This is a genomic window from Actinokineospora auranticolor (genome assembly GCF_041897805.1).
GTDB classification, from domain to species: domain Bacteria; phylum Actinomycetota; class Actinomycetes; order Mycobacteriales; family Pseudonocardiaceae; genus Actinokineospora; species Actinokineospora auranticolor.
Genome location: NZ_CP154825.1, coordinates 2,678,757 through 2,704,045 on the forward strand (window position 1 = coordinate 2,678,757; position 25,289 = coordinate 2,704,045).

The 25,289-nt window shown below is 71.8% G+C and carries 25 protein-coding genes; 17 read left to right on the plus strand and 8 right to left on the minus strand.

Going from position 1 to position 25,289, the window contains the following annotated elements:
• Positions 1 to 30: 30 nt before the first annotated feature.
• On the plus strand, positions 31 to 855 hold the full coding sequence (locus V5P93_RS12265) for a bifunctional 2-polyprenyl-6-hydroxyphenol methylase/3-demethylubiquinol 3-O-methyltransferase UbiG (RefSeq protein WP_219824034.1): 825 nt from the start codon (positions 31 to 33) through the stop codon (positions 853 to 855).
• Between the two features lie 92 nt (positions 856 to 947).
• Positions 948 to 1,301, plus strand: coding sequence for a hypothetical protein (locus tag V5P93_RS12270; protein WP_104480487.1), 354 nt, complete (start codon positions 948 to 950; stop codon positions 1,299 to 1,301).
• A 43-nt stretch (positions 1,302 to 1,344) separates the two neighbouring features.
• Here the strand turns inward: V5P93_RS12270 and V5P93_RS12275 are convergent, their stop codons facing one another.
• Together V5P93_RS12275 and V5P93_RS12280 are read right to left on the minus strand one after the other, a co-directional pair.
• Positions 1,345 to 2,835 carry an alpha/beta hydrolase gene (locus V5P93_RS12275; RefSeq protein ID WP_245931410.1) on the minus strand — a complete coding sequence of 497 codons (1,491 nt, stop codon included), beginning with the start codon at positions 2,833 to 2,835 and terminating at the stop codon, positions 1,345 to 1,347.
• A gap of 9 nt (positions 2,836 to 2,844) precedes the next feature.
• Positions 2,845 to 3,909 (minus strand): serine hydrolase domain-containing protein, encoded by a 1,065-nt coding sequence (locus V5P93_RS12280; protein WP_281261673.1) that lies wholly within the window; start codon positions 3,907 to 3,909, stop codon positions 2,845 to 2,847.
• Positions 3,910 to 4,206: 297 nt separating this feature from the next.
• On the opposite strand from V5P93_RS12280, the gene V5P93_RS12285 reads away from it, so the two are divergent.
• The 3 genes from V5P93_RS12285 to V5P93_RS12295 all read left to right on the plus strand — a co-directional run bounded on the left by V5P93_RS12285 (position 4,207) and on the right by V5P93_RS12295 (position 8,368).
• The gene (locus tag V5P93_RS12285; protein WP_219824033.1) at positions 4,207 to 5,877 is read left to right on the plus strand and encodes an ABC transporter ATP-binding protein; all 1,671 of its coding nucleotides are present in this window, start codon (positions 4,207 to 4,209) and stop codon (positions 5,875 to 5,877) included.
• On the plus strand, positions 5,874 to 7,589 hold the full coding sequence (locus V5P93_RS12290; RefSeq protein ID WP_104480484.1) for an ABC transporter ATP-binding protein: 1,716 nt from the start codon (positions 5,874 to 5,876) through the stop codon (positions 7,587 to 7,589). Before V5P93_RS12285 ends, V5P93_RS12290 begins: the two co-directional genes overlap by 4 nt.
• Before the next feature lie 125 nt (positions 7,590 to 7,714).
• Entirely contained in the window at positions 7,715 to 8,368 is a 654-nt protein-coding gene (locus V5P93_RS12295; protein ID WP_146108118.1) for a hypothetical protein, read from the plus strand.
• Here V5P93_RS12295 and der read toward each other — a convergent pair.
• The 3 genes from der to cmk are packed head-to-tail and all read right to left on the minus strand — an operon-like array spanning position 8,365 to position 11,160.
• Complete coding sequence (gene der, locus V5P93_RS12300) at positions 8,365 to 9,789, minus strand: ribosome biogenesis GTPase Der (RefSeq protein WP_104480482.1); 1,425 nt, start codon at positions 9,787 to 9,789, stop codon at positions 8,365 to 8,367. The genes V5P93_RS12295 and der overlap by 4 nt on opposite strands.
• The gene (locus V5P93_RS12305) at positions 9,782 to 10,477 is read right to left on the minus strand and encodes a 1-acyl-sn-glycerol-3-phosphate acyltransferase (protein WP_104480481.1); all 696 of its coding nucleotides are present in this window, start codon (positions 10,475 to 10,477) and stop codon (positions 9,782 to 9,784) included. Before V5P93_RS12305 ends, der begins: the two co-directional genes overlap by 8 nt.
• Positions 10,474 to 11,160, minus strand: a complete 687-nt coding sequence (gene cmk / locus V5P93_RS12310; RefSeq protein ID WP_104480537.1) for a (d)CMP kinase — start codon at positions 11,158 to 11,160, stop codon at positions 10,474 to 10,476. The genes V5P93_RS12305 and cmk overlap by 4 nt, the downstream gene beginning before the upstream one ends.
• 210 nt (positions 11,161 to 11,370) lie before the next feature.
• Here cmk and V5P93_RS12315 point away from each other — a divergent pair, with 210 nt between their 5' ends.
• Positions 11,371 to 12,573, plus strand: a complete 1,203-nt coding sequence (locus V5P93_RS12315; protein ID WP_104480480.1) for an AGE family epimerase/isomerase — start codon at positions 11,371 to 11,373, stop codon at positions 12,571 to 12,573.
• A gap of 287 nt (positions 12,574 to 12,860) precedes the next feature.
• Complete coding sequence (locus V5P93_RS12320) at positions 12,861 to 13,577, plus strand: trypsin-like serine protease (protein ID WP_104480479.1); 717 nt, start codon at positions 12,861 to 12,863, stop codon at positions 13,575 to 13,577.
• Positions 13,578 to 13,769: 192 nt separating this feature from the next.
• Here the strand turns inward: V5P93_RS12320 and V5P93_RS12325 are convergent, their stop codons facing one another.
• Both V5P93_RS12325 and V5P93_RS12330 read right to left on the minus strand, forming a co-directional pair.
• Positions 13,770 to 14,453 carry a DUF998 domain-containing protein gene (locus V5P93_RS12325; RefSeq protein ID WP_104480478.1) on the minus strand — a complete coding sequence of 228 codons (684 nt, stop codon included), beginning with the start codon at positions 14,451 to 14,453 and terminating at the stop codon, positions 13,770 to 13,772.
• Between the two features lie 67 nt (positions 14,454 to 14,520).
• The gene (locus V5P93_RS12330) at positions 14,521 to 14,760 is read right to left on the minus strand and encodes a DUF6059 family protein (RefSeq protein ID WP_146108117.1); all 240 of its coding nucleotides are present in this window, start codon (positions 14,758 to 14,760) and stop codon (positions 14,521 to 14,523) included.
• A gap of 254 nt (positions 14,761 to 15,014) precedes the next feature.
• On the opposite strand from V5P93_RS12330, the gene V5P93_RS12335 reads away from it, so the two are divergent.
• The gene (locus V5P93_RS12335) at positions 15,015 to 15,440 is read left to right on the plus strand and encodes a L,D-transpeptidase (protein WP_146108116.1); all 426 of its coding nucleotides are present in this window, start codon (positions 15,015 to 15,017) and stop codon (positions 15,438 to 15,440) included.
• Positions 15,441 to 15,517: 77 nt separating this feature from the next.
• On the opposite strand, the gene V5P93_RS12340 is transcribed toward V5P93_RS12335, so the two are convergent.
• On the minus strand, positions 15,518 to 16,027 hold the full coding sequence (locus tag V5P93_RS12340) for a hypothetical protein (protein WP_104480477.1): 510 nt from the start codon (positions 16,025 to 16,027) through the stop codon (positions 15,518 to 15,520).
• Positions 16,028 to 16,233: 206 nt separating this feature from the next.
• Between V5P93_RS12340 and V5P93_RS12345 the strand changes: the two genes are divergently transcribed.
• From V5P93_RS12345 to V5P93_RS12385, 9 genes are all read left to right on the plus strand, one after another.
• Positions 16,234 to 18,528, plus strand: coding sequence for a chemotaxis protein CheW (locus V5P93_RS12345; protein ID WP_104480476.1), 2,295 nt, complete (start codon positions 16,234 to 16,236; stop codon positions 18,526 to 18,528).
• The gene (locus V5P93_RS12350) at positions 18,525 to 18,962 is read left to right on the plus strand and encodes a chemotaxis protein CheW (RefSeq protein WP_104480475.1); all 438 of its coding nucleotides are present in this window, start codon (positions 18,525 to 18,527) and stop codon (positions 18,960 to 18,962) included. Before V5P93_RS12345 ends, V5P93_RS12350 begins: the two co-directional genes overlap by 4 nt.
• A 131-nt stretch (positions 18,963 to 19,093) precedes the next feature.
• Positions 19,094 to 20,743 (plus strand): methyl-accepting chemotaxis protein, encoded by a 1,650-nt coding sequence (locus tag V5P93_RS12355; protein WP_104480474.1) that lies wholly within the window; start codon positions 19,094 to 19,096, stop codon positions 20,741 to 20,743.
• Positions 20,744 to 20,930: 187 nt separating this feature from the next.
• The gene (locus V5P93_RS12360; protein ID WP_146108115.1) at positions 20,931 to 21,794 is read left to right on the plus strand and encodes a hypothetical protein; all 864 of its coding nucleotides are present in this window, start codon (positions 20,931 to 20,933) and stop codon (positions 21,792 to 21,794) included.
• Between the two features lie 345 nt (positions 21,795 to 22,139).
• Positions 22,140 to 23,222 (plus strand): chemotaxis response regulator protein-glutamate methylesterase, encoded by a 1,083-nt coding sequence (locus tag V5P93_RS12365; protein ID WP_104480472.1) that lies wholly within the window; start codon positions 22,140 to 22,142, stop codon positions 23,220 to 23,222.
• Positions 23,219 to 24,058, plus strand: coding sequence for a protein-glutamate O-methyltransferase CheR (locus tag V5P93_RS12370; protein ID WP_104480471.1), 840 nt, complete (start codon positions 23,219 to 23,221; stop codon positions 24,056 to 24,058). Before V5P93_RS12365 ends, V5P93_RS12370 begins: the two co-directional genes overlap by 4 nt.
• Positions 24,059 to 24,063: 5 nt before the next feature.
• The gene (locus V5P93_RS12375; RefSeq protein WP_219824044.1) at positions 24,064 to 24,435 is read left to right on the plus strand and encodes a response regulator; all 372 of its coding nucleotides are present in this window, start codon (positions 24,064 to 24,066) and stop codon (positions 24,433 to 24,435) included.
• A gap of 17 nt (positions 24,436 to 24,452) precedes the next feature.
• Positions 24,453 to 24,926: a chemotaxis protein CheX gene (locus tag V5P93_RS12380; protein ID WP_245931407.1), complete on the plus strand. Its 474-nt coding sequence runs from the start codon at positions 24,453 to 24,455 to the stop codon at positions 24,924 to 24,926.
• A complete protein-coding gene (locus V5P93_RS12385; protein WP_104480469.1) occupies positions 24,923 to 25,285 on the plus strand; it encodes a response regulator in 363 nt (120 codons plus the stop codon). The genes V5P93_RS12380 and V5P93_RS12385 overlap by 4 nt, the downstream gene beginning before the upstream one ends.
• Positions 25,286 to 25,289 lie beyond the last annotated feature (4 nt).

Genomic DNA, 25,289 nt, shown 5'->3' on the forward strand with positions numbered 1-25,289 from the left:
GATACGTCGAAACCGAGAGAAGGAGTGCCAGTGTTCGCACCCGAGGTCCTGCTCAAGAGCGAGGAACTGTTCGAGGCCGACGCCGCGACCTCGCAGTACGAGCGCGCGCGGGAGATCTCGAAGTACCTGCTCATGCACTACGGGTCCACAGAGGACGTTTTCGACCGACCCGACCACCCCTTAACCGCCGCACACGGCTACCCGACACGGCTTTCGGAGACGCTGCGGGAAGCCGCCGCGCGCACGGGTGTCGACGTGCGCACGGCACTGGACGTGGGCTGCAACGTCGGTGGCGTCACCCAGGCGCTGAGCACCTGGGTGCGCGACGAGGTCGTCGGCATCGACATCAGCCCCCGCGCGGTGGAGGTCGCCCGGGCGGTCTCGGTCGGCAACGGCGGCGTGTTCTGCGTCGCCCAGCTCGGGCCGTTCGCCCGTGAGGTGCAGGTCCGGCTGCCCTCCGCCGAGGGGCGCGCGAACGTGGACTTCCGGGTCGGCGACGCGACCGCGCTGCACGAGGTGGACGGCGTGTTCGACGCGGTGCTGCTGTCCAACGTGCTCGACCGGGTGCCGGACCCGGTGGCCTGCCTGGAGCAGCTGAGCGCCTCGGAGCGGACGCTGCGCGCGGGGGGCCTGCTGATGATCGCGTGCCCGTGGTCCTGGTACCCGGAGTACAGCGACCCGACCACCTGGCTGGGGTCGGCGTCGGCGCGCACCAGCAGCGAGACCGCGCTCAAGGCGCGGCTGGCGCCGCGCTTCGACCTCGTCCGCGAGGGCGACGAGGCCGGGGTGCTGCGCCAGAACCCCCGCGAGTACGACTACTTCGAGGCGCACGTCTCCGTGTGGCGCAAGAAGTGACCGCGTGAAATCGCGTGGTGGGCCGATCGTCCTCCTCGGTACGCTCCGGCGCAGGGAGGACGGTCCACCCGACTGAGCACGGGAGGCGCGCGATGGTCCAGGACGAGGCGACCACCGCGTTGTGGCGGCCGACGGGCCCCGAGGAGTTGGCACTCGTCCGGGAGTCCGGTTGGCGCGCCTGGCCGCCCAGGCTGCCCGAGCAGCCGATCTTCTACCCGGTGCTCGACGAGGACTACGCGATCAAGATCGCGCGGGACTGGAACGTGCCGCACCACGGGGTCGGCTACGTCACGCGCTTCCACGTCGAGTCGGAGTTCCTGCGCCGCTACCCGGTGCGGCAGGCAGGCGGCAAGACGATCCTGGAACTGTGGGTCCCGGCCGAGGAACTCGACGAGTTCAACGCGCACCTGGTCGGGGCCATCGAGGTCGTGCACGAGTTCAGGTGAGTCGAGGTGCTCGGGGCGGTTCGCCCCGAGCACCTCTTCGCGACTAGCGGCAGGCCCGGTCCGCGGCGGGGAGGGTTCCGTCACGGAAGTAGGTGTTGACGGAGTTCTCCACGCAGGTGTTGGGGTAGCGGCCGAACACCCAGTGGACGCGGGTGTCCTTGAGCGTCACCAGCTTCGAGCCGGTCATGGCCCGGTGCAGGTCGACCGCGCCCGCGTAGGTGGTGCGGGTGTCCCCTGTGGACTGGACGATCAGCGCGGGCACGGAGTTGCGCACGACCGTCGTCGGCTCGGCGGGCGGTGCCCACGCGGCGCAGGGCAGGATGTTGTTGGCCACCGGGCCGAACAGCGGCTGGGTGGTGCGGCTGCGCTGGATGTTGCGCCAGTACCACTGCGGGTCGCGCGGCATGGCCGCGTCACCGCAGATGACGGCGGTCTGCGCCGAGTTCTGCCGGGTCGGGTCGGAGCTGGTCAGGTTGAGGAAGACCCCCTCCAGCGCCGGGTGGGGCCGAACGGCCTTCCCGTCGGCGGCGTCGGTCAACTGCCGCACCACCTCGGCGAGGGTGCCGTTGTTGCGGTGGTCGTCGAACAGCACGTACGGCACCATCGGCAGCATGTGCTCGTCGACGGCGTACGCCCCGACCTTGATCGGCTGACGCGCGGCCCGGGCGACCAGGCCCTGGAAGCGCGCGCGGACCTCGTGGGCCGTGCCACCCAGGTGGTACTCGCCGTCCCGGGCCGCGACCCACGCCGCCCAGTCGTCGAACGCGGCCTCGTTCGCCGGACCCATGGCCTGGAAGGTCGCCACCCCCCACCGCGCCGGGTCGGCCGCGCTGTCGAGCACGATGCGATCGGTGCGGTTCGGGAACATCTGGGTGAAGACGGCGCCGAGGTAGGTGCCGTAGGAGACGCCGAAGTAGCTGATCTTCTTCTCGCCCAGGGCGGCGCGGATGACATCCATGTCGCGGACGGTGTTGCGGGTGGTGATGTGCCGCAGGTAGGCGCTGCCCACGGTGTCGCGGCAACGGCGCGCCAGATCGGTTTCCAAGCGCGCGGTCTCGGTGAAGGCGGCGCGGTCGAGGCCCGCCGAGCGCAGCATGGTGGCGACCGGCCACTTGCAGTCGACGGGGGTGGAGCGGCCGACACCGCGCGGGTCCATGCCGATCTGGTCGTAGCGGCCACGGACGTCCGGGGCCAGCGCGTCGCGGAAGTCCAGGGCGAAGTCGAGGCCCGGGCCGCCGGGACCACCGGGGTTGGAGAGCATGATGCCGCGCCGGTTCCGGGTGTCGGTGGCCTTGATCCGCGAGATCGCGACGGTGATCGTGCGCCCGTCCGGCTTGGCGTAGTCCAACGGCACGGTGACGTCCGCGCAGCTGGCTCCCGCCGCGTCAAGCCGCGCGTCGTCGCAGGGCTTCCAGTTCAGCCGCTGGCTGTGGAAGCGGTTCGCGCTGTCCACAGAGGCCGGTGCGGCGGCGGCGGTTCCCATGCCGGTGGCTAAGGTCGCCGCGATCGTGGTGGCGGCCAGTAGGGTTTTCATCATTGCTCCTCAGTGGTTTCCGCACACGGCTGTATCGACAACGGCCATGACGCGGGTGTCGCTGTCGGCGACCTCGTTGGTGGTGACGGTCACCGCGCGCCCGTCGGCGGTGACCCCGCCCCGGGTGCGGAACCCGGGGATCGAGCCGCCGTGGCCCCAGAACTCCTTGCCGCAGCTCGTGGGGATCCGGACCAGGCCCAGGCCGTACCCGGCGCCGGGGTAGACGTCGGCGGGCACGGTCCGCTTCATCTCGGCGAGCTGCGCCTCCGGCAGCAGGCGACCGCGCAACAGGGCCGTGTAGAAGCGGTTGAGGTCCTCACCGGTGGAGACCATCGCCCCGGCCGCACCCGCCCACGAGGGATCGAGGTGGGTGTAGTCCACGCGCTTGCCGTCGACCGTGTGGTAGCCGCGCGGGTGCGCGCCGCGGATGCCGACCTCGTACTCGGCCGGGTAGTAGGTGCCTGCCAGCCGGAGCGGCTCGATGATCCGGCGGTTGATCTCGTCGCCGGCGGAACGGTGGGTGACCCGCTCGATGATCATCCCGGCGAGCGCGTAGTTGGTGTTGGAGTACCGCCACCCCGCGCCGGGCGGGAAGTCCGGCGGCAGGCTCATCGCGGACCGGACCAGTTCCACCGGGGTGGTGTGGTTCCAGCGGTTCGTGAGCGGGTCGCGCAGCCGGAGGTAGTCGGGCAGGCCGCTGGTGTGCTGCAACAACTGGCGAACCGTCACCCGGGCGCCGTCGTTCCCGTTGCCCCGCACCACACCGGGCAGGTACCGCTCGACCGGCGCGTCGAGGTCGACCCGCTGCTCGGCGACGAGTTGGAGCACCACGGTCGCGGCGAAAGCCTTGGTGTTGCTGCCGATGCGCACCGACGCCCGATCCGGGAACGGCCTGCCGGTGCGCAGATCGCCGACCCCTGCGCTGATCCGGCCGCTCCGGTCGTCCTGGGTGATGACCACCTGGCCACCGGGTACGCCATCGCCCCGGATCGCGTTCTCCAGCGCACGGGCAACTTCGTGGCCGCCGCCTGCCGCCGCGCTCGAGGTTCCCGCTGTACCGGCCAGTATTCCCACGGCCAACGCCGCTGCGATCAGCAGTCTTCGCGTTTTCCAGACGTGCAAGGGATCCCCTCCTGAATTCGACTCCCCTGACGCCGAGAAATCTACGAATTCCGCACCCTCGCGCCCATCCCGCGAACCCCCGAATCCGTCGTCCGGTATCCGCCCGGTCCCGGTACAGGTGGCTGCACCCCGCGTTGCTCCGAACGGCCCACCGGTGCCACCGGGCCGACCGCCGACCGCGTGTGTGTACTGTGGACTGACGTGGTTCCGCGAACCCCGGGGGGTGGGAGCTTGTCCGCAGGTGCGCGGGTGCCCTACGACGATCCCGGTGACCCGGATGTCCGGAGTCCGTTGCGGCTGCTGTGCTGGTTCGCGCTCGCGCAGTGGCGGCGGTCGCTGCGCGGGAGCGTGCTCGCTACGCTCTGGACCACCGGGCTCATGGTGCCGCCGTACCTGGTGTCGCGCGCGGTCGACGACGGCCTGCGCGCGCGGGACCAATCCGCGTTGTTGTGGTGGAGCGGCGCCATCGTGCTGATGGGGGTCGTCAACGCGACCCTGGGCCTGTACCGGCACCGCACGATGACCTTCGTGCGGACCGACGCCTCCTACCGGGTCGTGCAGCTCGTGGTCCGGCACGTGGTGCGGCTCGGCGCGGCGTTCCCCCGGTCGGTGTCGGCCGGGGAGCTGGTCAGCGTCCAGTCGTCGGACATGGGGCACATCGCGCGGACGATGACCATCGTCGGGCCGGGCATCGGGGCGGTGATCGCGTACGGGGCCACCGCCGTGCTGCTGTGGACCATCTCCTGGCCGCTGGCGCTGGTCGTGCTGCTCGGCATCCCGGCGCTGGTGCTCGCCGTCGGGCCGCTGGTGCGGCGGCTCGGCGGGGTGGAGCGCGCGTACCGGGAGGAGCAGGCGGCGGTCACGGCGCGGGCCGGGGACATCGCGGCCGGGCTGCGGGTGCTGTCCGGGATCGGCGGGAAGGCCGCGTTCCGCGAGCGGTTCGGGCAGCGGTCGCGGACCCTGCTGGGGCACGGCTACCGGGTCGGCGCGACCAACAGCTGGGTGCAGGCGGTGGGCGGGGTGCTGCCCGCGCTGTTCCTGGCCGCAGTGGTGTGGCTGGCCGCCCGGATGGCCGCGTCCGGCGCGATCACGGTGGGCGAGATGGTGGCCGTGTACGGGTACGTCGCGGTACTGGTCGTCCCGGTGTCCGCCCTGGTCGAAGGCGCTGACGACCTCGCGCGCGGACTGGTCGCCGCCGGTCGGGTGATCGCGGTGCTGCGGGTGGCGCCGCGGCCGTCCGGTGAGCTGGACGGGCCGCACGGGCCAGGGGATCTCGTCGACCCGACCTCCGGTGTGCGGGTGCCCGCCGGGGAGTTCACGGCGTTGGCCACGGCCGACTCGGTGGTCGAGCTGGTCGACCGGCTGGGTTTCGACGGCGGACCCGGGGTCACCTGGGGCGGGGTCCCGCTGACCGAGGTGGCGACGCCGCAGCTGCGTGCGCGCGTCCTGGTCGCCGACCACGACGCCTTCCTGTTCGCGGGCACGGTCCACGACACCCTGCGATCACCCGACCCCGACCACGCGATCTGGACGGCCGCCGCGGACGACGTCGTCGCGGGGCTGCCCGACGGCCTGGCCACCGACCTGGGCAGCCAGGCCCGGCAGCTCTCCGGCGGCCAGCGCCAGCGCCTCCGCCTGGCCCGCGCGGTGCTCGCCGACCCGGAGGTGCTGCTGCTGGTGGAGCCCACCTCCGCCGTCGACGCCACCACGGAGGCCACCATCGCCACCCGACTCCGCGCCACCCGCGCGGACCGCACGACCCTGGTCGTCACCACGTCCCCGCTGCTGCTGACCGAGGCCGACCAGGTCATCCACCTGGTCGACGGCCGGGTGCGCGGGGTCGGGACGCACGCCGAGCTGCTGGCCACCGACCCGGAATACCGGGACCTGGTGCTGCGCGGCGTCGAGGAGGCACCGTGAGTTCGCAGCTGCCGATCGCGGACAGCGCCCGGGTGCGGACCGGTATCCGGGACCTGCTGCGGCGGGACCGGCGGGCCGTGGTCGTCCTCCTGCTGCTGAGCGGGGCCGCGGCGGTGGCCGGGCTGGTCGGGCCCCGGCTGCTGGGGACCATCATCGACCGGGTGCAGGCCGGGACCGCGACCCCGGGCACCGTCGACGCCATCGCGGTGGCGGTGGTCGGGGCGGCCGTCGTCCAACTCCTGCTCAACCGGGCCGCGCGGTACGCGGCGCACCGGTTCGGGGAGCGGACCCTGGCGCGGCTGCGGGAGGGGTTCGTCGACACCGCGCTCGCCCTCCCCGCGCGGGTCGCGGAGCGGGTGGGGACCGGCGAACTCGTCACCCGCGCCACCGCCGACGTCGCCACGGTCGGCACGACCCTGCGCGACGCGTTGCCGGAGGTGCTGCTCTCCACCGTCCACGCCCTGCTGCTGCTCGGCGCGGTCTTCCTGCTCGACCCGCTGCTCGGGCTGTGCGGGCTGGTGTCGCTGCCCGGGATCGTGCTCGTGTCCCGCTGGTACCTGCGCCGGGCCCGCGACGCCTACCTCGCCGAGGGCGCGGCCAACGCGGCCGCCATCGGCGGCATGGCGGACACCGCGGCCGGGGCGCGCACGGTCGAGGTGTACGACCTGGCGCGGCGGCGGGTCCGGGTCACCGACGACGCGGTGGACCGGGGGTACCGGGCCCGGGTGCGGACGCTGAACCTGCGGTCGGTCCTGTTCCCGGTCGCCGAGTTCTCGCACGCGCTGCCGTTGGCCGTCGTGCTGGTGGTCGGCGGGCTCGCGTACCTGCGCGGGGAGTTGGCGCTGGGCGCGGTGGTCGCGGCGGCGCTGTACCTGTGGCAGCTCATCGCGCCCCTCGACCGGGTGCTGATGTGGCTCGACCAGGTGCAGAACAGCGCCGCGTCGTTCGCCCGGGTCGTCGGAGTCGAACTCGTCGCCGACGACGGGCCACCGGCGGGCAAGCGCCCCGAGCACCCGCTGATCGAGGTGCGCGGCCTCGGTTTCGCCTACGTCCCGGGGCGCGATGTGTTGCGGGACATCGACTTGACGGTCCAGCCGGGGCAGCGCCTCGCGGTGGTGGGGCCGTCCGGGGCGGGGAAGTCGACGCTGGGCAAGGTTCTGTCCGGTATGGACAGACCGGACCGCGGCACCGTCCGCGTCGGCGGGGTCGACGTGGCGGAGCTACCGCCGGGGGAGGTCGTCCTGGTGACGCAGGAGCACCACGTCTTCGTCGGCACCCTGCGGGACAACCTCGCCATGGCCGCCCCGACCGCCACCGACGACGACATCCGCGCCGCCCTCACCACGGTGGAAGCCGACTGGGCCCTCACCCACGGCCTCGACACCGACCTCGACCCGACGCGCCTCGACGCGGCCAAGGCCCAGCAGGTGGCTCTCGCCAGGGTCCTGCTGGCCAACCCGCACACCCTCATCCTCGACGAGGCGACGTCGCTGCTGGACCCGCGCACGGCCCGCCGGGCGGAGCGAGCCATGGCCGCGGTCCTGCGGGGCCGCACGGTGATCGCCATGGCCCACCGCCTCCACACCGCGGAGGACGCCGACCGCATCGCCGTCATGGCGGACGGCCGCATCACCGAACTGGGCACCCACCACACCCTCCTCGCCGACAACGGCACCTACGCCACCCTCTGGCACTCCTGGCACGGCCGCTGACCCGCGCCCGGCCACCAGCGCCGACCGCGCGTTCCCGGCGGTCGCCCCGGTCTTAGGTCCCGGTTCGGGCATCTCGGGACAGGGCGTGCTGGTGGGGTGAATCGGGCATACGCGATCATGTGGGCATGGTGATGGTCGGGCGGATGGCGCGGGTGCTGCTGATCGGGCTCGTCCTACCCGGGTTGACCGTCGGTGTCGCCACCGGTGCCTCGCTGCTGGTGGCGTTCGCCGACCTGCGCGGGTGGACCTGGCCGGTCGTCGTGGTCGGGGCCTTGTCAACCCTCGCCCTCGGCGGCTTATCCCTCTACGGCGTCTTCACCATGTTCCAACGCGAGCCCGCCGACGCCGACGACGTGGCCGGGCTGGCCTGGGTCTGCGGGTTCGCCCTGGTCATCGGGGTGCTCGCGGCGGCGCTCATCGGCGCGCCGTCGTGGGTGGTGTTGTCCCGGGTGGAGACGGTGCAGTGCACCGTGCTGGACGTGAGCCGGGGGGCCGACGTGCGGGTCCAGGACGACCTGGTCCAGAAGCAGTACCAGCACGAGGTCGAGTGCGCCGGTGGCTACCCGACCTCCTACTCCCACCCCGAGGCCGCGGGCACCGTCGGCAGCCGGATGGGCGTGGAGATAGATCCCCACCAGGCCGTCGGGCCCGAGGAGATCCCCGGCACGCGCATCACCGGGGACATCGGGTTCTGGGGCGCGTTGCCCAGCCTCGGCCTCTACGTCCTGCTGGCCAGCGGACGCGGTGTCTACTGGCTGATCGGCCGCGGGTCCGCCTAGGCCTTGCGGGCCTTCTTCTCGCGCACGCGCACCGAGATCCGCACCGGGCTGCCCCGGAAGCCGAACTCCTCGCGCAGCTTGCGCTCGACGAACCGGCGGTAGCCCGCCTCCAGGAAGCCCGTCGTGAACAGCACGAACGTCGGCGGCCGGGTCTGGGCCTGGGTGGCGAACAGGATCTTCGGCTGCTTGCCGCCGCGCACCGGCGGGGGAGTGGCGGCCACCAGGTCCGACAGCCAGCCGTTGAGCCTGCCGGTGGACACGCGGGTGTCCCACGAGTCCAGGGCCGTGCGCAGGGCCGGGGCCAGCTTGCGCACCGAGCGGCCGGTCAGCGCCGAGACGTTGACGCGCTCGGCCCACGGCACGCGGACCAGGCCGCGCTCGAGTTCCTTCTCCAGCTGGTGGCGGCGCTCCTCGTCGACGAGGTCCCACTTGTTCAGGGCCAGCACGCACGCCCGGCCCGAGTCCACCACCATCGACAGCACCCGCAGGTCCTGCTCGGCCAGCGGCTGGCCCGCGTCCAGCAGCAGGATCGCCACCTCGGCCGACTCGATGGCCGCCTTGGTGCGCAGCGACGCGTAGTACTCCGTGCCGCTGGCGAAGTTGACCCGCTTGCGCAGACCGGCCGTGTCCACGAACCGCCAGACCTGGTCGTCGAGCTCCACCAGGGAGTCGACCGGGTCGACGGTGGTGCCCGCGACCGAGTCGACGACCGCGCGGTTCTCGCCGGTCAGCCGGTTGAGCAGGCTCGACTTGCCCACGTTCGGCTTGCCGACCAGCGCCACCCGGCGCGGGCCGCCGCGGTTCGCGCCGAAGTTCTCGCGCGGCGTGGTCGGCAGCGCGGACAGGATCGCGTCCAGCAGGTCGCCGGAGTTGCGCCCGTGCAGCGCGCTGACCGGGAACGGCTCACCGAGGCCCAGCGACCACAGCGCGGCCGTGTCGGCCAGCAGCCGGTCGTCGTCGACCTTGTTCGCCACCAGGATCACCGGCTGCTTGGACCGGCGCAGCACCTTCGCCACGGCCTCGTCGGTCGCCGTCGCGCCGACGGTGGCGTCCACGACCACCACGACCGCGTCCGCGTGCGCCATCGCGTACTCGGCCTGCGCGGCGATCGCGCCGGGCAGGCCCTCGAGGCCCGGCTCCCAACCGCCGGTGTCGAGCACGGTGAACCGCCGACCGCTCCACAGCGCGTCGTAGGCCACCCGGTCCCGGGTGACGCCCGGGGTGTCCTGCACGACCGCCTCGCGGCGGCCCAGGATGCGGTTGACCAGCGTCGACTTGCCGACGTTGGGCCGACCGACGATGGCCAGCACCGGCTGCGGCGCGGCACCCGCGTCGTCGGCGGCGGCGAACGCCTCGTCGATCGCGGCCCACTCGGACTCGTCGGACCAGGTGCCGTCCAGCGGTCCGTCCAGCTCAGTCATGACTTCCACTGTCCTTCTCGTCCATCGCGGCCCGGGTGGGGCCGCGCGTGGCGTCCAGCTCGCGCACCAGGTCCGCGAGCCGGGCCCGCAGCGCCTCGGTGGCCTCGGTCAACCCGGTGCGGCCCTTGCCGACCGGCAGCTCGAACGGTTCGCCGACCAGCACGTCCACCACCGGGCGGAAGCGCCTGCCGGACCCCTCGGGCCTGCGCGTGCCGCGGGTGGCGACCGGCAGCACGACCGCACCGGACGAGCGCACCAACCAGGCCGCGCCCTGCTCCGCCGCGGCCACGTCCCCCGCGCCGCGGGTGCCCTCGGGGAACACCCCGACGAGCCCACCGGCGCGCAGCACCCCGACGGCCGTGGTCAGCGGCGTCCGGTCGACCTCGCCCCGGCGCACCGGGATCTGGCCGATGGCCCGCAGCCCCCGCCCCGCCAGGCCGGTGAACATCTCGGCCTTGACCAGGAACACCGCCCTGCGCGGCAGCATTCCGAAGATGACCTGCGGTTCCACCATGGAGCTGTGGTTGGCGACCAGTACCACCGGCCCGGTGCGCGGGACCCGGTGCAGGCCGCGCAGGCGCAGCCGGAAGGCGGGGCGCAGGGCCCACCGACCGATGAGCCTGCCGATTTCGTGCAACCAGGGTAAAGCGCCCTCGGGCAGGTGCGTCGGGCGGGTGTCGAGGCTCACCGACCGGCCACCGCGTGGTCGAGGCCGCGCTCGCGGACCATGCCGAGCAGCCGGTCCAGCACGCCGGGGATGTCCAGCTCGGTGGTGTCCACCTCGACCGCGTCCACCGCGGGGCGCAGCGGCGACGCCGCCCTGGTCGAGTCCAGCCGGTCCCGGCGCTCCACGTCCGCCTTCGTGGCGTCCACGGTGGACGACCGGCCCGCGGCGGCGTCCTGCGCGGAGCGGCGCGCGGCGCGGGCGTCGGCGGAGGCGGTCAGGTACACCTTCAGCTCGGCGTCCGGCACGACCACCGTGCCGATGTCGCGGCCCTCCACGACGATCCCGCCGCTGCGGCCCCGGGCCTCGCTGACCACCTGGCGCTGCCGGGCCACCAGCAGCTCGCGCACCCGCGGCACCGCGGACACCGCCGACACGGCCTGGGTGACCGGCGCCAGCCGGATCTCCGCGGCCACGTCCTCGTCGCCGATGCGCACGTCCGCGCGGGTGGGGTCGGTGCCGATGCGCAGGTCGGTTGACTCGGCGCAGCGCAGCACGGCGCTCGCGTCGGCGGGGTCGACCCCCGCGCGCAGCACCGCCAGCGTCACCACCCGGTACATGGCGCCGGTGTCGAGGTAGGCCGCGCCCAGCGCGTCGGCCAGCCTGCGGGCCACGGTGGACTTCCCGGTGCCCGACGGCCCGTCCATCGCGACGACGCCCCGGAGTTCACCCTGACCCACCGTCTTGCCTCCCAGTTCGCGTACCGGTGCTTCGGCGTACCGGTAGACCGGAGCACCGGCGCACTATTCTGCCTGGCCGCACCCACCCGCCCGGGAGTCGGGGCGCTCATCGAGCCGCGACACCGGGGAGAATGGGGCGCAGTGTCCCGACGTAGTCGAGTCAGGTGAGGGTGGCCGGTGCGCGAGTTCCCTGGTTCTGGTGGCTTCACCCCGGACGCCGAGTGGTTGGCGGCGCACCGGGCGTCGCTGGCGGCGTTCGCGGCCCGTTCCCCCGACCCGGCGGGCGGGTTCCGCTGGCTCGACGCGACCGGCGGGCACCAGCCGGACCAGCCGGTGGCCACGTGGATCACCGCTCGGATGACGCACGTCTTCGCGCTGGAGGACGGCCTCGGGAACCCGGGCGCCGCCGCGCTGGTCGACCACGGCGTGGCCGCCCTGCGCGGCCCGCTGCGCGACGCCGAGCACGGCGGCTGGTTCGCCTCGCTCGCCGACCCGCGCAAGGCCGCCTACGACCACGCCTTCGTCCTGCTGGCCGCCTGCGGCGCGCACGCGGCGGGCAGGTCCGGCGCCGACGCGCTGCTGGCCGAGGCGTGCGAGGTCGTCGAGACCCGGTTCTGGGACGGTTCGCTGCCGCTGGAGAGCTGGGACCGCGGCTGGACCGAAACCGAGGACTACCGGGGCGCCAACAGCGCGATGCACTTCGTCGAGGCGTTCCTGGCCGCGGGCGACGTGACCGGTGACCGGATCTGGCACCGGCGCGCGCTGGATATCGCGACGCGGATCGCGCACGAGGTGTCCGCCGCGCACGACTGGCGCGTTCCCGAGCATTTCACGGCCGACTGGGAACCCGACCTCGACTACAACCGCGACGACCCCCGCCACCCCTTCCGGCCCTACGGCGGCACCATCGGGCACTGGCTGGAATGGGCGCGGCTGCTGCTGCACCTGGAAGCCGCGCTCGGCGCCGCGGCACCGGACTGGTTGGTCGCCGACGCCGCCGCGCTGTTCGACTCCGCGACCCGGCGCGGCTGGGCCGTCGACGGGCACCCCGGCTTCGCCTACACCCTCGACTGGGACGACCGGCCGGTGGTGCGCGAGCGCATGCACTGGGTGGTGGCCGAGGCGGTACTGGCCGCGTCCGCGCTGGCCCGGCGCACCGGGAAACCCGGGTACGACCGCTGGTACGCCGGTTTCTGGGACTTCGCCGTCCGGCACCACGTGGACGCCGAGCACGGCGGCTGGTGGCACGAGGTGACCCCGGGCGGGGTCCGGGCGAGCACCGTCTGGTCCGGCAAGCCCGACAGCTACCACGCCTACCAGGCCGCGCTGTTCCCGCTGCTGCCGCTCGCCCCGGCCGCCGCCGTCGCCGTGCGGGCGTGAATTCCCACCGATACTTCGGTAGGATATTCGACATCGAGGGCAAATCGGATCTATCGCCCTGGCCATAAAGTGGCGCGATAAATCCTGGCTATGCCAGTTAATCTGGCAATAATCGTCTCGAAGTCTGGAAGTGTCGGGGTTGCGCCCTGATCACGAATCGGTGCATATTCAACGGGCGAAGTTGTCCGGTGTGCGTACGTCCCCACTGTCGCCGGCATTTCGCGATTATCTCCTGCCCTTTTTGTCAACCCTGCTGGCGGAGTTGATCCGCCGATTGGAAGACTCCTATGCGTAGATTTCTCGCGGCCCTGCTCGGGGTCGGTGCGGTGGTGCTCTCGGTCGTGGCCGGTGCCGGTGGTTCGGCGTCGGCGGGCGAGGCCCAGCCGTCGATCATCGGTGGCCACGGGGCCACCGAGACCTACTCCTGGATGGTCTCGCTCAGCAACGGGTGCGGCGGCAGCCTCGTCGCCCCTCAGTGGATCGTGACCGCCAACCACTGCGGCAGCGCGTCGTCGGGCCGGGTCGGCTCGATCTCCAAGAGCTCCGGTGGTGAGGTGCTGCGGATCGACCGGCGCATCACCAAGCCGGGCACCGACCTGACGGTGATGCACACCACCACCGCGTCCCGCCAGACCCCGGTCAAGATGGCCACCTCGAACCCCGCCGCGGGCGGCTCGGTGCGGCTGATCGGCTGGGGCTGCACGAGCTGGCCGTCCTGCAGCCAGCCCAACACGCTGCAGGAGATCGACCTGACCCTGCTCGCCAGCAGCCGCTGCCGGGCCGGTGGCGGTACCGCCAACGACATCTGCGTCTCCGGCGACCGCGGCCACTCGGCCTGCCACGGCGACTCCGGCGGCCCGGCCATCGTCGGCACCCGCGGCAACTGGACGCTGGTCGGCGAGACCCACGGCCCCGGCGACAACGGCGGCGAGTGCGCCACCACCACCCTCTACACCGGCATCGCCTACCACCTGAGCTGGATCCGCCAGCAGATCGGCAGCTAGCCGGTCGGCACGAGGACCGGGGCGCCGCATCGACACAGCACGCGACACCGGCGCCCCACGGCCCGTGGTCGGGACCCGCAGCCAGGACGGTGGCTGCGCCCCGACCGCGGGCCGCGTCGTTCCCCGGGACGGACCGCAGGCCGCCCTCGGTCCGGCAGGATCGCGGGTCGTGCTCGATTCGGCGGGAAATCGTTACCCGGCAACGCTTTCGCCCGCGACCACACCGCGCGGCGCGAGAGCCGGGCCGAGGTCGCCCAGGATCGCCTCACCCTTGGTCAGCCAGGAGAAGCCGAAGGCGAAGATGGCCAGCGCCTCCAGCCACAGCACCGGCCGCGCGGCGGCCATCTGGGACTCGAAGAGGAACCCGCACACCCCGACCAGCGCCAGGCAGACCACGATCACGATGCCGCACACCAGGTACACGTGGTTGCGCGCCACCTTGCGCGGTGTCGGGTTCGGATCGTCGCTGCGGCGGAACAGCACGGCGCTGAAGTACGCCAGGGTCAGGAAGAACACGACCGCGAACACCGCGTGCAGCACACCGATGACCGTGTCCCCGCCGATGGGGTTGTCCGGCGCGGTGGGGAACACCGCGAGCCCGACGGCGCCCGCGGCGGCGATGTTGCCCGCGATGTCGTCCGCCGAGTCGTAGCCCCGGTAGGACAACAGGAAGACGCCTACCGCGCACATGGTGCCGACCAGCAGGTCGCGCACGTCGCTGTAGTAGTAGCCGCTGATCGAGTCGCGCATGCCGTCGTCGGCGACCAGGTTGCCGACGATCAGCAGAACCGGAAGGGCGACGCCGAGCACGCCGATCGCGCGCCGCAGGTAAAGGTAGGAATGGACCAGCCCATCGCGTGGGGACACCGTGGCCATGGGGACCTCCTCGGCTTTCTCGACCGCGAAGCGGACCGCGGTCAGGAGAAAACCGTAAACCCTTCGATCAGGCCCCGATGGACCATCGGCGGAAAAGTGCCCGTTCGGCCCTCGTGGGCCGTGTGCCGAGGCGTTCCGGGTGGCCGTGCGCCGGGGCCACCCCGGGCGCGGCGCGGTCCGCGTGCTGCGGCCAGCGGAAGTCCGGGTGCGGGTAGAGCGCGGCCCCGAGGGCGGCGAGCGCCAGGGGCAGCAGTCCGCGGCGCCCCGGTCGTCCGACGACCGGGTGAATGCGCTCCTCATGTCCCATGGCGGAAGTCTGACGGCTCAGACCTCGGGAGGTGGGCGTTTCTCGGATGTTGGAAGGGCGCTGAACCCGTCCTGAAATCGAATCGGATTCGGTCGGGAACGATTACCCGATTGGGCCGCCGGGTTTGGTGGTACTTAAGCGCTACCCGATACCGCGAGGCGATCGCGAACCGAACACGAGCCCGGAGCACGGACAGGGCGGATGGGAGGCCCACAGTGAGGTCGAGGCTGGGATCGAAGCGCACGGTCGGGCGCGTGCTGGGCGTGGTCACCGCTACGGCGGCCACGGGAGCCGTGGGGGTGCTGGTCGCGCCGCAGGCGAGCGCGGCCGAGGCCCCTTGCAGCACCGCGGCCAAGGCGTGCGTGTCGTTGAGCGCGAACGCCGCGTGGCTGATGAACCGCGGTGCCGTCACCTACGGCTCGGTGCCCATCACCGTCGGGCGGCCCGGTCACGAAACACCGACCGGTTCGTTCAAGGTGACCTACAAGGACATCGACCACTACAGCAGGGCCTTCAACGGGCCCATGCCGTACTCGGTGTTCTTCACGACCAGCGGTGTCGCCTTCCACCAGGGCAGCCTCAAGCAGCTCTCGCACGGCTGCGTCCACCTGTCCAAGGCGGCCGCCAAGGCCTTCTACCGGGGCCTGGCGCCCGGGGACGTGGTGGAGGTGGTCGCGTAAGGCCCTCGGGAGGGCACGGATGACGAGGGGAGCCCCGAAACCGGGGGCTCCCCTCGCCGCGCGTCCACACGCGCCCGCTAGATGACGGTGATGGTGAGGACCGCCGCGGTCTCGCCGGGATCGGGCAGCAGGACCTCCAGCCCGGCCGTCAGCCGCGCGGTGCCGCGCCCGGCCGCCGGACCCGCGACCGCCAGCACCCGGCTCGCGCCCAGGCCGCGGACGACCGACCCGACGGTCAGCACCTGCACGGAGGAGTGGTCGAGCACCTCGGGGGTCCAGGACAGCGGGTACCCCGGGACCGCGCCCGACCCCGTGACGAACGAGCTGACCTGGCCCGCCGCGTTCCACCCCGGGTCACCCACCCGGGTGTCGACGACGGTCAGCGTGCCCAGCGACCCGGTCACCGCGTACCGGGCCCCGGCGAGCACCGACGGGAGCAGCGCCGCCCGCTCCCGGTCGACGGAGATGAGCAGGTCACCGTCGGAAACGGTGACCACGAACTCGGCGTCGGCCGCCGCCGGGACCGCGCTCCCGACCAGCGTGCCGACCACGACCGCGAGCGCGACCGGAGCGCGCGCACCAGGCATGTCCCTCAAGTCTCCCGTCCCGACGCCGAAAGGGTCGCTGGAACGTCGCAGGGCCCGGTGAACGTCGCGGGAGCTGCGGTGGAACGCCGGATGACAACCCCCGGTTGGGGGGTCTTCGGAAAACCCGGCTCCAATCCCTCATGCGCCTCCCGGCCGCGCCGATGGGATTGGGCGACACCTGACCTGGAAGCGAAGCGTGGTGGAGCGTGGAAGACTTCGATGATGTGGTCCAGGAATTCCTGGTCGAGAGCTACGAGAATCTCGACCAGTTGGACCAAGACCTCGTCGCGCTCGAGCGCGACCCAACCGCGCGCGACCGGCTCGCGAGCGTGTTCCGCACCATTCACACCATCAAGGGCACCTCTGGCTTCCTCGCGTTCGCGAAGCTGGAGCAGGTGACCCACGCCGGTGAGTCGCTGCTGGCCCGCCTGCGTGACGGTGTGCAGACCCTCGACCGCCGCGGCGCCGACGTGCTGCTGCGCGTCGTGGACGTCGTCCGCGCCCTGCTGGCGGAGATCGAGCGCGACGGCCGCGAGGGCGACATCGACATCCGCGACACCGTCGTCGAGGTCGAGGCCTGCATCGCCGGTGAGCCCGCCCCGTTGCCCGCCGCCGACGGCGCCGGTAACGCGGCTCCGGCCGAGGCCCCCAAGGCCGACGCCGCCGAGGCGCCCGCCGCCGAGGCCGCTCCCGTGGAGCAGGCGGAGGTCGCCGAGGCCCCCGCCGAGACCCCCGCCGAGACCCCCGCGCAGGCCACCCCGGCCGCCGAGGCCGCTTCGGCCGAGGAGCCGATCCTCAGCCGCCGCGGTGTCGCCGACACCTCGGTCCGCGTGGACGTCGAGCTGCTCGACAAGCTCATGCGCCTGGTCGGCGAGCTGGTGCTGACCCGCAACCAGATGGTGCGCGCCACCGAGCACAACGGTGACCACACCCTGGGCCGGGCCGCGCAGCGCCTGAACATCATCACCAGTGAGCTGCAGGAAGGGGTCATGAAGACCCGCATGCAGCCCATCAGCCACCTGTGGTCCAAGCTGCCCCGGGTCGTCCGCGACCTGAGCAACTCGCTGGGCCGCCAGGTCAACCTGGAGCTGGAGGGCGCGGAGACCGAGCTCGACCGCAGCCTGCTGGAGGCGGTCAAGGACCCGCTGACCCACCTCGTGCGCAACGCGGTCGACCACGGTCTCGAGTCGCCGGACGACCGGGTCAAGGCGGGCAAGACCCCCGACGGCACGCTCACCCTGCGCGCCTACCACGAGCACGGCCACGTCGTGGTCGAGGTCGCCGACGACGGCAAGGGCGTCGACCCGAAGCTGATCGGCGCGACCGCGGTCAAGCGCGGCCTGCTCACCGAGGCCCAGGTCGCGGCCATGGACCCGGACGACGTGCTGCGCCTGGTCTTCCGGCCCGGCTTCTCGACCGCCGCCAAGGTCAGCAACGTGTCCGGCCGCGGTGTCGGCATGGACGTCGTGCGCACCAACCTCGAGGCCATCGGCGGCGCGGTCGACCTGCGCTCGGTCGTGGGCAAGGGCACCACCTGGCGCCTGACCATCCCGCTGACCCTGGCCATCGTGCAGGCGCTGATCGTGGAGAGCGCCAACGAGCGCTACGTGTTGCCGCAGATGTCGGTCCGCGAACTGGTCTGCGTCGAGGGCCAGTCCTCGGCGCGCATCGAGTACGTCTCCGGCGCCCCGGTCTGCCGCCTGCGCGGCCGACTGCTGCCGCTGGTCCGGCTCAACGAGGCCCTCGGCGGCCCCGCGGAGCGCCCGGAGGAGAACGGCGAGGCCATCTACATCGCCGTGCTCAACGGCGAGGGCCACGAGTTCGGCCTGGTCGTCGACCGCGTGCTCACCACCGAGGAGGTCGTGGTCAAGCCGCTGGCCAGCCACCTCAAGGACGTCGGCTGCTACGCCGGTGCCACCATCCTCGGTGACGGCCGCGTGTCGCTGATCCTCGACGTGCTGGCGCTGGCCCGCAACGCGCACCTCGGCTCCGCCGAGCGCGCCGCCGCGGCCGCCGCCGCCCTGGCCGAGGCCGCCGCGCAGCGCGCCGAGACCCGCGACCGCCTGCTGGTCACCCGGGTCAGCGACCGCCGCGTCGCGATCCCGCTCAGCATGGTCACCCGGCTCGAGGAGTTCCCCGTCTCGGCGGTGGAGCGCGTCGGCAGCCGCGAGGTCGTGCAGTACCGGGGCCAGATCCTGCCGGTCCTGCGCCTGTCCGGTCTGCTCGGTTCGTGGTCGGAGGACGTCTCCGACACCGTCCCGGCGGTCGTCTACTCCTCCGGCGGCCACTCGGTCGCCCTGGCGGTCGACGGCATCCTCGACATCGTCGACGACACCGCGCCGCACGGTCCCGCCGACGGCGACGGCCTCTCCGGCTCGACCGTCATCGACGACAAGGTCACCGAGCTGCTCGACATGCGTCGGGCGATCATGGCCGCCGACCCGGACTTCCAGCTGCCCGAGTACGAGACCCCGGACTACCTCGTGGAGGCGTCGTCGTGAGCACCGTCAGGTACGCCACCTTCGAGGTGGCAGGCCAGCTCTTCGGCCTGGAGGTGAGCGAGGTCCAGGAGGTGCTCGCCTTCTCCGAGTACACCCCGGTACCGCTGGCCCCCGGCCACGTCGGCGGGCTGTTCAACCTCCGCGGCCAGGTCATCGCCGCGCTGGACCTGCGGGTCCGGCTCGGTGAGCCGCGGGTGGAGCGCACCGGTCCGGCGATGAACGTCATCGTCCGCACCGACGACGAGTCGGTGAGCCTGCTCGTGGACCGCATCGGCGATGTGGTCGAGCTGGAGGACACGGTCGCCGAGCCGGTGCCCGACACGCTCAGCGGCCCGGCCCGCGAGCTGATCACCGCGGCGTTCCCGCTGGCGGACCGCCTGATGCTCGCGCTGGACGCGCGGGCGGCGGTGCGCGGCGAAGCCACGGTCGCGTAGCAGGCAGGCGAACAACTCCACACCACCACGCTGTGGCCCCCGGGCGTCACCCGACGCCCGGGGGCCTCGCGCGGATCCCCCGCTCCTCCCCGCCGCCCCGCACCCAGACCCGTCGAAGGGCAACAGCGCTGATGTCCGAGTCGTCCACTCCGGCCGCGAGCACCCGCCGCGGCCTCCTCGGCAGGGTCCTGGCCGACCGCTCGCTGGCCACCAAGATCTTCGCCGCCATCGCGCTGCCCGCGGTGGTCGCGATCGGCGTCGGCGTGCAGGGCATGGTGGTCACCGACCAGGGTGCCGACACCTCGACCCGGCTCGGCAAGAACGCCGCGGCCGTGGGGGAGATCAGCAACTTCAACTCCGTCGCGATCACCGCGACGTCGCACCTGTACGCCTCGTTCATCACTAGCGACACCGGTCGCGTGGAGACCGAGATCAAGGGCGCCACCGAGGCCATCGGCGCGCTGCGCGCCGCGCTGGTGAAGTTCGAGGACGGCATCAAGGCCGACCCGGACTTCTCCGCGGTGCCCCTGGACGTCGTCGAGGGCGTCGTCGCGGGCCTGGACAAGCTCGTCGGCGTGGTCGGCGAGCAGGTGTTCCCGCCCGCCCGGGAGGGCCGCTCCGAGGTCGCGCTGATCCGGTTCAACAACCTCGGCGAGCCCATCATGAACGAGATGGGCGAGGGCCTGGCCCGGATGCAGCAGCTCGAACTGGCCGATGTCCAGGTCGGCGTGGCCGACGCGGCCTCGGCCAGCGCCACCGCGCGCTGGACGACCCTCACCCTGCTCGGCGCGGGTTTGCTGCTGGCCGCGCTGGTCGGCTGGCTGATCATCCGAGGGATCACCCGGTCGGTTCGCGGCGTCTCCAGCGTGTTGGTGTCCGTCGCGGAGGGTGACCTGACCCGCAAGGTCGAGGTCCGCTCCGCGGACGAGATCGGCACCATGGCCGCCGCGCTCAACACGGCCACCTCGAGCATGCACGACACCGTGACGGCGATCGCCCACAGCATCAGCGACCTCGAGGACGCGACCGTCGACATGTCCGGCATCGCGGGCCAGGTCACCGACGCGACCGGCGAGACCAGCGCCCAGGCGGGCGTGGTCGCCGCGGCGGCCGAGCAGGTCGCCAGGAACGTGCAGACCGTGGCCACCGGCGCGGACGAGATGTCGGCGTCGATCCGGGAGATCGCGCAGTCGGCGAACGAGGCCGCCGGTGTCGCCGGTCAGGCCGTGACCGTCGCGGCCACCACGAACAGCACGGTCGCGAAGCTGGGCGAGTCGTCGATGGAGATCGGCAACGTGGTCAAGGTGATCACCTCGATCGCGGAGCAGACGAACCTGCTGGCGCTGAACGCGACCATCGAGGCCGCTCGGGCCGGTGACGCGGGCAAGGGGTTCGCCGTCGTCGCGAACGAGGTCAAGGACTTGGCCCAGGAAACCGCCAAGGCCACGGAGGACATCTCCCGCCGGGTCGAGATGATCCAGGGCGACACCGCGAACGCGGTGAACGCGATCGACGAGATCTCCGAGATCATCGGTCGAATCAACGACTTCCAGCTGACCATCGCCTCTGCGGTGGAGGAGCAGACCGCCACGACCAGCGAGATGAACCGCAACGTGGGCGAGGCCGCGACCGGTGTGTCCGAGATCGCACAAAATATCGCGGGAGTTGCCTCAGGTGCGGCGAGCGCGACCACCAGCATCGGCGCCTCGAACCAGTCGGTGCAGACCCTCACCCGGCTCGCCGCGGAGCTGCAGACGCAGGTCAACCGCTTCACCACCTGATCGGACTACCCGGTTGCCGGGGTCCACAGTGGATCATCTACGCTGTGTACCAAGATCCCGTGCGGTAACAGGGAAGCTACATCAAACAGGCGTAATCTCTCACCCGCTTGAGGCAGGGCCGTCGCTCTGCGTGCTATTGCCGTCTGATATGGACTCGTTCGGTAATCACGGGTGCATACTGGTCCAGGTGTACAGCCTAGTCAGCGCCCCCGTGTTGGGCTTCGACCTCACCCGCCTGGAGGGCGGCCCGGCGACGGCGGACATCCTGCTGACGCTGCTGGCCCAGTCCACTCGGGACATCGAAGCGCTCGCGCGCCGCGCCTCTCCCCAAACCCCCGCCCTGGCCCTCGCCCGCTCGCACGCCCTGCGCGCGGCGACCGAGAAGCCCTCCGTCCGCGACCTCGCGGGTCCCTCCGCGGTCAGCCTGCTGCAGCGGGCGCCGATCGGGACCCTGGCCGCCTTATTGCACTGCGTGCGCACCGACGTGCTGGTGCCCGACCGGGACAACGTCCCGCCGGGCACAGTCGCCGAGGCGCCCGACGGCGCGGTGGCCATCGTCACCGACGCGGTCTGCGCGACCTACCTGCGCGAGTCGCTCACCGACGTGGACCGCCGGGTGCTCGCCGCCGCGTGGCTCACCGCCCGCCGCGAACTCTCCGCCGCCGCCCCCGACCTGGGCCCCGCGCACGCCCCGGTGCACCGGTTGCTCGACCGGGTCCGCTCCGCGCACCCCGCTGAGGTCCGCGCCCTGGGCGTGGCCGCCGAGCGGATGCGCGTCGGCCAGGTCAGCTGGTCGTCCGCGATGCACTCCGCCGCGTGGGGCGTGCACGTCGCCGGTCGCATCCGGGCCGCGGCCGCGGCCCAGCTGCTGCTGGTCAAGGCCGTCGACACCGCGGGCATCTCGGTGGACGACCGCGCGGCGGGGGTGTGGAACGTCCTCGCGGGGGCGGTCCAGGCCCTGATGGTGCGCGACCTGGTGGACTCCGACTCCGCGCAGGAACTCCTGGTCCCCTGCCTCTCGGCCTTCGGGCCCGACTGGCTCAGCGCGTAACCGCTCACCACATATATATACCGCACAACCGCAAGTCCAGTCCCCCCTTGATCCACTCGGGACAGTCCACTTGGGCCTACATTTGGCCGACAGGTGGCGACGTCGCCGATCCTGCGACGGGCGTCACAGGGGTTCGACGAGGCCCGTGTCCACCGGTTCCGGTGGACACGGGCCTTTCTCATTCGAGTGAACCCGATCGGACCAATGCGACAACTCAACGGCACCGAAAAACTGTGAGCCGGGTGAGAACTCCACTAATCGAGGGCTCAGGAGCGCCCGTGGGCGGCCGATGCAGCAGTTGTCGCGGAGGTCAGGTGCCTCCGCCGCCGACCCCGGAGGCCCTCTGTGATCTCGGTGCTGGTGGTGGACGATTCGGTGGTCATCCGCCGGCTCGTCACGGATGTGCTGTCGTCCGATCCGAAGGTGCGCGTCGTTGGCACCGCCCCGGACGGCCGGATCGCACTGGCCAAGATCGCCCAGCTGAAGCCCGACGTGGTGACGCTGGACGTGGAGATGCCGGTGCTCAACGGGGTCGAGACCGTGCGCGAACTGCGCAAGACCCACCCCACCCTGCCGGTCATCATGTTCTCCACGTTGACCAGCGACGGTGCCGAGGCGACCGTGGCCGCGCTGGCCGCGGGTGCCACGGACTACGTGACCAAGCCCGCCAACGCGGGCAGCCTGAACAAGGCGGTCACGGAGGTGCGGGACCAGCTGCTGCCGCGCATCCACGCGCTGTGCGGCAAGCCGGTCTACGCGCCGCCCCCGCCGCGGCCCCCGGACTCCGTCAAGAAGGTCCCCGCGGGACCGCGCAAGCCCGCGCAGGCAGTCCTCATCGGATCGTCCACCGGCGGTCCCGAGGCGCTGCGCACAGTGCTCACCAAACTTCCGGCATCCCTGCCGGTTCCGATCCTGGTGGCGCAACACATGCCCCCTGTGTTCACCACCATGCTCGCCCGCCGGATCGACCAGGAAAGCGCCCTGCGCGTGGTCGAGGCCTCCGACGGCGAGCCCCTGCGCCCCGGGTGCGTCTACATCGCACCGGGCGGGCGGCACATGGAAGTCGTCAAGGCCGCGGGCGGGTCCCGCGTCCGGCTGCACGACGGCCCCATGGAGAACCACTGCCGCCCGGCGGTGGACGTGCTGTTCCGCTCCGCGACGCGGGTCTACGGATCGGGGTCCCTGGTCGTCATGCTCACCGGCATGGGCCAGGACGGAAAGCTCGGCACCCAGGGCCTGGCCGCCCTCGGTGCCGAGGTCATCGCCCAGGACCAGGCCACCTCGGTGGTCTGGGGGATGCCCGGGGCAGTCGTCAGCGCGGGACTGGCCGACGCGGTCCTACCGCTCGGGAAGATCGCGGAGAACATCGTCGCACGCGTGTCGTCGCAGGCGGCGGCAATTGGAAGGGAGGTGGCGCGGTGGAAATGACCCCGGCGCTTTTCGCCTTTGTGGCGGATCTTGTCTACCGGGAGGCGGGCATGGTCCTGCGACCCGGCAAGGAGTACCTGGTCGAGTCCAGGCTCAAGCCAGTGGCCAAGGAAACCGGGCACGCCACGGTTGGTTCACTGGCCAACGCACTGCGCACGGGATCCACTTCCCTGCGTACCATGGTCGTGGAAGCGCTCACGATCAACGAGACGTCCTGGTTCCGTGACCGGGAGCCGTTCTCGGCGCTCACCGACACGATCCTGCCGGACGTGCTGGCCCGCAACACCACCGGTCCACTGCGGATCTGGTCGGCGGCCTGCTCGAGCGGCCAGGAGCCCTACAGCATCGCCATCACCCTGGAGAAGGCCCTGCCCCCGGGCCGGAAGTACCAGATCATGGGCAGCGACCTCTCCGAGGAGATGCTGCGGCGTTCGCGCGCGGGCAGGTTCAACCAGCTCGAGATCAACCGCGGCCTGCCCGCGACCGACCTGGTGACCTACTTCCAGCGCGCGGGAGCGGAGTGGGAGGTGATCCCGAGGATCCGGCAGAACCTGTCGTTCCAGCGGGTCAACCTCTGCACGACGTTGCCGCCCATGCAGAAGTTCGACGTGGTCTTCCTCCGCAACGTGCTCATCTACTTCGAGCCGGAGACCAAGCGCGCCGTGCTGGACCGCATCCGCCAGGTGCTCAACCCCGGTGGTTGGCTCCTGCTCGGCGCGGCCGAGAGCACGGTCGGCATCGACTCCGTCTTCGAGCGGGTGCCCGTCGGCAGGACGGCCATCTATCGGGCGCCTGCCCAAGAACGCCTAAAGGTGAAAGAGGTGACGCAGTGCTAGGGATTGTGATCGACGATTCCCGGGCCATGCGCAAGATTCTCCGCGGCCTGCTGGCCGACCTCGGGTTCGAGGTGCTGGAGGCGGGCAACGGGCAGGAGGCGCTGGAACTGCTCCAGAGCACCGGTCGCGTCCCGGACTTGGCGCTGGTCGACTGGAACATGCCCGTGATGACCGGTCTGGAGTTCGTGGTCGAGGCGCGCAAGATCGCCGAGCTGCGCCAGATGACCCTCATGATGGTGACCACCGAGAGCGAGCACGGTCAGATCGTCCGCGCCCTCGCCGCCGGTGCTCACGAGTACGTAATCAAGCCGTTCACCCGTGACGGAATCATTGACAAGCTGGCCCTCCTCGGCCTGGTCCCGGTGGGGGTCCTCTGATGACGAACGATGTTGCCATGAACGTTGATGTCGACCTGGACATCATCGCGGAGCAGGTGTGGTCCGCGTTCCTCAACAGCGGCGAGGACGAAGCGATCTTCGCCGCCGACGACAAGGGCTCGCACGCGGACCTCGCGGCCTCGGTCGCCATGGTCGGCGCCTACGAGGGTCACCTGGTGGTGTCCTGCTCGCACAAGGCGTCCCGCGACGTGGCCTCCGTGCTGTTCGCGATGGAGGCCGACGAGGTGTCGCAGGACGACATCGGCGACGCGCTCGGCGAGCTAGCCAACGTCCTCGGCGGTAACGTCAAGTCCGTGCTGCCGTCGCCTTCGCAACTCTCTCTCCCCCGTGTCTCCGCCACCGAACACGAGCGGTGGCCGGGCACTGTCGAGGTCTGCCGCACCGTGGTCAGCTGGCGCGGCGAGCCCTTCGTCGTGTCGCTGCTCAGCGGTGGACACGCCGTCCACAAAACTCAGGAGGTGCCCGCATGAAGATCCTGGTCGCCGACGACAGCAGGGTCATGCGCCAGATCGTCATCCGGACTCTTCGCCAGGCCGGGTTCGACAACCACGACATCGTCGAGGCCGAGGACGGCGCCGCTGCCCAGACCAGCGTCGCCGCCGAGAAGCCCGACCTCGTGCTGTCCGACTGGAACATGCCCAACATGTCCGGCATCGAACTGCTCCACGCCCTGCGCAGCAGCGGCAACTCGGTCCCCTTCGCCTTCGTCACCTCCGAGTGCTCGGACGAGATGAAGGCCAAGGCCGAGGCTGGCGGGGCACTGTTCCTAATCAGCAAGCCGTTCACCGCGGAGACCTTCCGCGAGCGGCTCAACGACATCCTGGGGTGAGGTC